This is a genomic window from Candidatus Streptomyces philanthi (assembly GCF_059553635.1).
Genome location: NZ_JCANQV010000292.1, coordinates 1 through 6,848, shown reverse-complemented (window position 1 = coordinate 6,848; position 6,848 = coordinate 1). Strand labels below are relative to the sequence as shown.

Annotated in this window: 6 protein-coding genes and 1 pseudogene; 3 read left to right on the top strand and 4 right to left on the bottom strand. The window is 74.9% G+C overall.

Annotated features, from left to right (window positions below):
- Positions 1-573: 573 nt before the first annotated feature.
- The 3 genes from AC51EU_RS24885 to AC51EU_RS24875 all read right to left on the bottom strand — a co-directional run bounded on the left by AC51EU_RS24885 (position 574) and on the right by AC51EU_RS24875 (position 2,708).
- Positions 574-981, bottom strand: coding sequence for an SCO2097 family morphological protein (locus AC51EU_RS24885; RefSeq protein ID WP_496269303.1), 408 nt, complete (start codon positions 979-981; stop codon positions 574-576).
- Positions 982-1,250: 269 nt separating this feature from the next.
- A complete protein-coding gene (locus tag AC51EU_RS24880) occupies positions 1,251-2,006 on the bottom strand; it encodes a class I SAM-dependent methyltransferase (protein ID WP_496269302.1) in 756 nt (251 codons plus the stop codon).
- A gap of 195 nt (positions 2,007-2,201) precedes the next feature.
- Entirely contained in the window at positions 2,202-2,708 is a 507-nt protein-coding gene (locus AC51EU_RS24875) for an SAV_6107 family HEPN domain-containing protein (protein ID WP_496269301.1), read from the bottom strand.
- A 270-nt stretch (positions 2,709-2,978) separates the two neighbouring features.
- Here AC51EU_RS24875 and AC51EU_RS24870 point away from each other — a divergent pair, with 270 nt between their 5' ends.
- The 3 genes from AC51EU_RS24870 to AC51EU_RS24860 all read left to right on the top strand — a co-directional run bounded on the left by AC51EU_RS24870 (position 2,979) and on the right by AC51EU_RS24860 (position 6,071).
- Positions 2,979-3,602: a TetR/AcrR family transcriptional regulator gene (locus AC51EU_RS24870; RefSeq protein WP_496269300.1), complete on the top strand. Its 624-nt coding sequence runs from the start codon at positions 2,979-2,981 to the stop codon at positions 3,600-3,602.
- Between the two features lie 299 nt (positions 3,603-3,901).
- On the top strand, positions 3,902-4,522 hold the full coding sequence (locus AC51EU_RS24865; protein ID WP_496269299.1) for a DUF4126 domain-containing protein: 621 nt from the start codon (positions 3,902-3,904) through the stop codon (positions 4,520-4,522).
- Between the two features lie 49 nt (positions 4,523-4,571).
- A complete protein-coding gene (locus AC51EU_RS24860) occupies positions 4,572-6,071 on the top strand; it encodes a phytoene desaturase family protein (protein WP_496269298.1) in 1,500 nt (499 codons plus the stop codon).
- A 166-nt stretch (positions 6,072-6,237) separates the two neighbouring features.
- Here the strand turns inward: AC51EU_RS24860 and AC51EU_RS24855 are convergent.
- Positions 6,238-6,848, bottom strand: a pseudogene (locus AC51EU_RS24855) (hypothetical protein); the annotation flags it as partial.

Sequence of the window (6,848 nt, the reverse complement as noted above, 5' to 3'; positions counted from 1 at the left end):
GGGCGGGGGCGGGCGTAGGGGGCGACGGGCCGGGTGCGGGGCGCGGCCGTCCGTCGGGGCGGGCGGCTCGGGGCCGGGGAAGCCCTGGCGCTGGGGCTGCCGCATGCGTGCGCGCTCCTCAGCGCCCATACCGGGTCGGCGTCCTGGGACGGACGGGACGTGGTCAGGTTCCCCGCCCGCAACCCGCCCGCAACGCAAAACGGCGCCCCTCCGGCCTTCGCCGGACGGGCGCCTTCGTGCTCCTGCCTACGGTCGCTTCACCACTCCCCCGCTTCCGTCCACCCGGGCGCACGCGCCGGTGACCCACGTGCCAGCGCCTCGGCCGAAAGGTTTCTTCCAGCCGAGGCGCGCACCGGTCCCGTTCCCTCTCGCGGATACGGGGCCGTCCCCGCGAGGGGAGCCGTACAGAGCGTGCGACCGACGACACGAAATGTGCCCGCCCCGCGCGGTGTGCCGACGCGATCGGCAAAGGCACGAGCAGGGGCCGGGAGGCATCGACGGCAACGGCGGGTGAACACCACGTCGTGTGCGTCCGCCCGGGGGCAGGGGCCGGTCAGTGACCGGAAGTGCTGCTCAGTGGCCCTGTTCGTCGCGGCGGCGCTGCCAGCGGTCCTCGATGCGGTTCATCATCGAGCGGCGTGACCTGGCCTGGCGGCCCGCGGCGGGACCACCGCCCACCGAGGACCGGCCCGCCTTGCGCTCACCGGGCTTGGGGGCCTTGCGCCACCCCGTGACGGCGAGCACCGCGCAGCCGAGCATGACGAGGAAACCCACCACGCTGACCCAGATCATCTGCGCGACCATACCGGCCATGAGCAGGCCGATTCCCACGAGGAAGCCGACCACCGCCTGGTAGACCCGTCGCCGGGTGTACGTACGCAGCCCGCTTCCCTCAAGCGCTGTCGCGAACTTCGGATCTTCGGCGTACAGCGCTCGCTCCATTTGCTCGAGCATGCGCTGCTCGTGCTCCGAGAGCGGCACGGAGTCCTCCTACTCGTCGGTCGCGGGGGCGACCGGGTGCGGCCCCTTCAGGATAGGCAGGGATTCGCCCCCGTGAAACCCGCCCCTCTGCGCCATTGCACAGTGCCCTTGCACAGTTCGGGCCGCCGAGGCGGCCGGTGGTGATGCTGCCTGCATTCCCCACCCGCCCATCCGTCATGCCGGAACGTCGTTCTCCGATCATACGGGCAGACGGGGCCGATCGGGTGGCCGGTGACCGCCCGCGGGCGCGGGTCGGCCACCGTCCGGGGTCAGTCGCGCTCGGCGAGGACGTGCAGCTGGGTGGCGACGGAGTGGAACGCGGGCTGCTCCGCGGCGGCCGCCTCCAGCTTGAGCAACGCGTCCAAGGCGCCCGGCTCGGTGTCGACGAGCACGCCGGGAACGAGATCGGCGAAGATCCGTACGCCGTGCACCGCGCCGACCCGGAGGCCGGTGGCGGAGACCAGCTCGGTGAGCTGGTCGGCGGTGAACCGGCGCGGGACCGGGTCGCCCTCGCCCCAGCGTCCGGCCGGGTCGGCGAGGACCTGGCGGGCCTCGGTGAAGTGACCGGCGAGGGCGCGGGCGAGGACGGCACCGCCGAGGCCCGCGGCGAGCAGGCTGAGCGTGCCGGCCTCACGCAGCGCGCCGACGGCGTTGCGGACGCCCTCGGCGGGGTCGTCGACGTACTCCAGGACCCCGTGGCAGAGCACGGCGTCGTAACCGCCGCGCTCGACGACGTCGAAGAGGCCGCGGGCGTCGCCCTGCACGGCGCGTACCCGGTCCGCGACGCCTGCCTCGGCGGCACGGCGCTCCAGGGCGAAGAGGGCGTTCGGGCTGGGGTCGACCACGGTGACCTGGTGGCCGAGGCGTGCCACCGGGACGGCGAACTTGCCGCTGCCGCCTCCGGTGTCGAGGACGTCCAGGGCGTCGCGTCCGGCGGCCTCGGCCCGGCGCTCCAAGGCGTCCTTGAGGACCTCCCAGACCACGGCGGTACGAAGGGATGCGCGCGGGCGCAGCGGGTCAGACACGGCGGGTGGCTCCTCGCGGGGGCAGAACATCTAGGCGCTCACCACCCTATTGCGTCCCGCACCGTGCTCCCCGTCCGACGCCCGCGCACGGCTTCGTACGGGCGGACGGGGCGCCGGCGCGGGAGCCGGAGCGGCATCCCGCGCCCCGCGCCGAGGCGGGAGCCCGCCCCGCCATGTGCCCGGTAGTCCTCGCGATCAGCTCGCCCGCTGGTCCGGGAGGACGGGCTGGAGGAGCAGTATGCGTTCCACCAGGCGCAGGAACCTCGCGGCGTCGCGGAGGAGGCCGTCGGCGTCCCGATGGCCGGCCGCGCCGGGTATGCCGGCCTCGGCCCGGGCCCGGCGGTCGGCGCCGGAGGCGAACAGGGCGCTCCATTCGGCGAGTTCCGGCGCGACCTCCGGGAGGACCTCCCAGGCGGGGCGTATCACGTGGCGGTTGCGCCGGGAGGCGCCGGGGCGGCGGGGCGCGGGTTCCGGCCTGGCGCGGACGGCCAGGACGGCGGCCGCGGCGCGCAGCGCGGCCAGATGCGCGGTGGCGAAGCGTTCGTTGGGGGTGCCGGCGGCGGCCGCCTCGTCGAGGGCGTGCCGGGCCTTGGCCAGCAGGTCGAGGGCGGCGGGTGGTGCCGTGGTACGCCGCAGGACGGGGTGGACATCGCTCGGGGGACCGTACGCGGCACGACTGCCCGCGGTAGGACGCACTGCCATGACGAACCTCCTGTCGTCGCAAGCCGGTTCGGCTGTCTGTCCTCATCGTGCAGTACACCACTGACAATCGCGCTGACCTGCACGTTCGCGGCTACTACGGGATCGGGGGAACGTCCCGCCGGGCAGGAGCACGACCGCCGCCACGCGCCGCCCCGGCCGGGTACCTCACGGCCGCGACCGAGACCTGGCGCCGCGGGTGACGGGTGAGAACACTGCGCCGGGAGTGAACCCGTGAGCGCGCGGACGGACGGCACCGGCACAATCGGCCCCATGGACAGCTCCAGCACGCGTCGCGACGCCACCCGGCGCAAACTCTTCGAGGCCGCGGTCACCCTCATCGCGGAACAAGGCTTCTCCGCCACCACCGTGGACGAGATCGCCGAACGCGCCGGCGTCGCCAAGGGCACCGTGTACTACAACTTCACCAGCAAGAACGTCCTCTTCGAGGAGCTGCTGCGGCACGGCATCGAGTTGCTGGCGTCCTCCTTGCAGGCCGCCGGTGACGAGGTGACCGCGCGGGGCGGCAGCCGCGTCGACGCCCTGGACGCGATGATCCGTGCCGGTCTGGACTTCATCTCCCGTTACCCGGCGCTCACCCAGCTCTACGTGGCCGAACTGTGGCGCACCAACCGGGCCTGGCAGTCCACCCTCATGGTGGTACGGGAGCGGGCCGTCGCCGTGGTGGAGGGAGTGCTCCGGAAGGCGGTCGACGAGGGTGAGCTGAGCGAGGAGATCGATGTGCCGCTCACCGCGTCGGCGCTGTTCGGGATGGTGCTGGTGGCGGCGCTGGACTGGCAGTCCTACCAGCCCGACCGCTCGCTCGACGAGGTGCACGCCGCGCTGTCGCGGCTCCTCCAGGGGCGGGTGAGCGGCCGCGCCGAGCAGCGCGGCTGAGACCTCGCGCGGTACGGCGCACGCAGCACGCCGCCCTGGCGCGGATCGTTCCCCCATCGATCCGACCAGGGCGGCGCTTCCCCCGTCGTCCCCCGTGCTTCCCCCGTCACCTCCGGGTTGCCGCACCGTTCCGCCGCCCCGTGCCGGCGGTGCGGTGCCGCTTCCCTTCGGTGATCCCCACTCTTCCGTCCGGGCGGTCCCCGGCCCATCCGCGCACCTACTCATCTCGGCGTCTGAGTACGCGTACTCATCCGGTGAGCACCAGCGCGGTCCGTCCCTGGTGGCCTACCCTCGTGCGCGTGTCCGTACTTCCGTTGGTCTTCACCAGTGGCTGGGCGAGCGGCGTCAACGCCTATGCCGTCGTCCTGCTCCTCGGCCTGCTCGGCATGACGGGCGCCACCGACGAGGTGCCCGAGGCGCTGCAACGCCCTGATGTGCTGATCGTGGCGGGTGTGCTGTTCCTCTGCGAGGCCGTCGCCGACAAGATCCCGTACGTGGACTCGGTGTGGGACGCCGTGCACCTGGTGATCCGGCCGGTCGCGGGCGGTGTGGTGGCGGCGCTGCTCGCCGGGCACAGCGGGTCGCTGCCCGAGCTGGCGGCGGGCGCCGTGGGCGGCTCGACGGCGCTGGTGAGCCATCTGGTCAAGGCGGGGACGCGGATCGCCGCCAACACCTCCCCGGAGCCGGCGAGCAACATCGTGCTGAGCCTGACCGAGGACCTGGGGGTCGCCGGGATCATCGTGTTCGCGGTGTTCCATCCGGTGGCCGCGGCGGTCATCGCCGGTCTGCTGCTGCTCGCCGGGGTCGCCGTGGTGGTCTTCCTGTGGTCGCGCATCCGTCGTCATCTGCGCCGCCGGCGGCAGCGGCGCGAGGAGAAACGGCTGGTCGCGGCCCGGGACGCGGGGGTGCCGGCGCCCTGAGCGGCCGTCGGCGCGGGCGTTGTCGGTGGCTGCGGATACAGTCGCAGGCATGGCACGGATTGCGGTGATCGGCGCCGGCACGGGCGCGATGGCGGCCGCTGCCCGGCTGGCCGTCGCGGGCCACCGGGTGGCGGTTTTCGAGCGCGGTACGACGTTCGGCGGGGCGGTGGGGCTGCTGTCCCGGGACGGCTTCACCTTCGACACGGGGCCGTCGCTGCTGCATCTGCCGGCCGTGCAGCGCGATCTGTTCCTCAAGACGGGGCGGGAGTCGCTGGAGAGCCGCGTCGGGCTGACCCAGGTCGATCCCGCGAGCCGCCATGTCTTCGCGGACGGCACGTCGGTGACGCTGCCGAACGCCTCGCGCGCGGGAGTCACCGCGGCCCTGGACGGGGCGCTGGGCGGTGACGCGGGCGAGCGCTGGGGCGCGCTCGTCAACCGCGCCCGGGACGCCTGGGACGCGATGCGCCGTCCGCTCCTGGAGGAGCCCCTGTGGCAGGACTGGCGGGTGCTGGGCCGCGACCCCTATCCCGCCGTACGGCGGCGCGGGCTGTTCGGCCGGGGCAAGGGCCCGACGACCGCCACCCTCGCCGAGATCGCCCGCCGGGAGCTGTCCGACCCTCGTCTGGTGGCCCTGCTGGAGAGCCACGCGGTGGCGTACGGGCTCGATCCGCGCGCCGCCCCGGCGAGCGCCGCCGTGCTGCCGTACATGGAGCAGACCTTCGGCAGCTGGTACGTCCGCGGGGGCATGCGGGCGCTGGCGGAGGCGCTGTACACGCGCTGCGAGGAGCGCGGGGTGGAGTTCACGTTCGGCGCCGAGGTCACGGGGATCACCGTGAAGGAGGGCCGGGCGGCCGGGGTGGAGCTGGCCGACGGGCGGGCGCACGAGGCGGACATCGTGGTCGCGGGCGTCGCGCCCGGCCGGGTCTCCACGCTGCTCGGCGGGGCGGAGCCGTGGGGCCCGGACGACGTGAGGCCGTCCTCGTGGGCCGGCGGGCGGGCGCCCGGCCGGCTGACGGTGTGCCTGGCGCTGCGCGGCCCGCGGCCCGCGGACGCCGTGCACCGCACGGTCGTGCACGCCCCGGAGCGTGACGCCGAGTTGGCGGCCGTCTTCGGCGACGGCCCCGGCTGCGAGCGGCCGACGGTCACGGTGCTGCGTCCGGACGACGACACCACCCGGCCCGACGACGAGCACGAGGCCGTGACGCTGACGGCGACGGTCGCCCCCTGCGGCCCGGAGGCCCGGCAGGACGCCGTCGCCGCGGCCGCCGACCGGCTCATGGAGCGCGCCTCGGCGGTCGTTCCCGGGCTTCGTGAGCGGCTGCTGTGGCGGGAGGTACTGCCGCCCACGGAGGAGACGCTGCTGCCGGCCCCCGCGCTCGCCGGAGCGGACGGAGGATTCCTCCGGCCCGCCAACCGCACCCGGATACCCGGCCTCTACGCGGTCGGCGGCTGGTCCCACCCCGGCGGCGGGCTCGCCCATGCCGGGATGTCCGGCGCGATCGTCGCGGGCCTGATCGTGAACGGCGACGACTGGCACGGCTCGACGTGACACACGGCTCCCGGGCGGCCCGCCACCCGGGGTGACGGCCGCCTCCGGCGGGCGGGTCGGCTCGCCGGCCCGGCCGGTCGTTCACGGCGCCGTGCCCGTCACCGGAGACCTCCGTGGGCACCACGCCCGCGAGCCGACACCCCGTCAACCCGTCCCCGTTCCCGGCTCAGTACCGGTACTGCTGCCCGTCGTCGTGCTGCGGGTACGGGGGCTGCTCGGGCGGGTGCTGGCCGTCGCGCTGCTGCGGGACCCAGACGCCGCCGGGCGGGGTGTCCGTGGCGTAGTCCTGGTGGTGCTGCGCCGGGTCGCCGTATCCCTGGGGGGCGTAGGAGCGGCCGCCGAACACATCGGACGGCGCGTAGGGGTCGTAGGGCGCGGCGTACTGCTGGGGGACGGCGTACGGGTCGGCGTAGGGCGCCGTCTGCGGCCGGTCCTCGCCGTACTGCGGGTAGGTGCCGTCGGGGTAGGGGGCGGTGTAGGCCGTGTCGGGGGCGGCGGGCGGCCGGCCGTAACTCCCGTCGTAGGCGTAGGCGTTGGTGTCGCCGGTCCAGGGGTCGTAGGCGGGCTGCCCGGTACCGGGGGCGTGGGGGGCCTGTCCGCCGGGGTCGACGGCCGGCTGGACGACCGTCGCGTCGTGGACGAGGGGCCCGTCGTGGACCAGGGTCGCGTCGTGGACGAGGCCGCCCGGGGCGATGAACGTCTCCTGGGCGGCGAACGCCTCCCGGGCCTGTTCCGGGCGGCCGGACGCGGCGCCGCTGTCGTTGCCGGGCGCGGGGG

Excerpts from the sequence above, each read along its gene's own strand:
- AC51EU_RS24870 (WP_496269300.1), top strand. The coding sequence starts at position 2,979 with ATGGACAGCTCCAGCACGCGTCGCGACGCCACCCGGCGCAAACTCTTC.
- AC51EU_RS24875 (WP_496269301.1), bottom strand. The coding sequence starts at position 2,708 with ATGGCAGTGCGTCCTACCGCGGGCAGTCGTGCCGCGTACGGTCCCCCG.
- AC51EU_RS24860 (WP_496269298.1), top strand. The coding sequence starts at position 4,572 with ATGGCACGGATTGCGGTGATCGGCGCCGGCACGGGCGCGATGGCGGCC.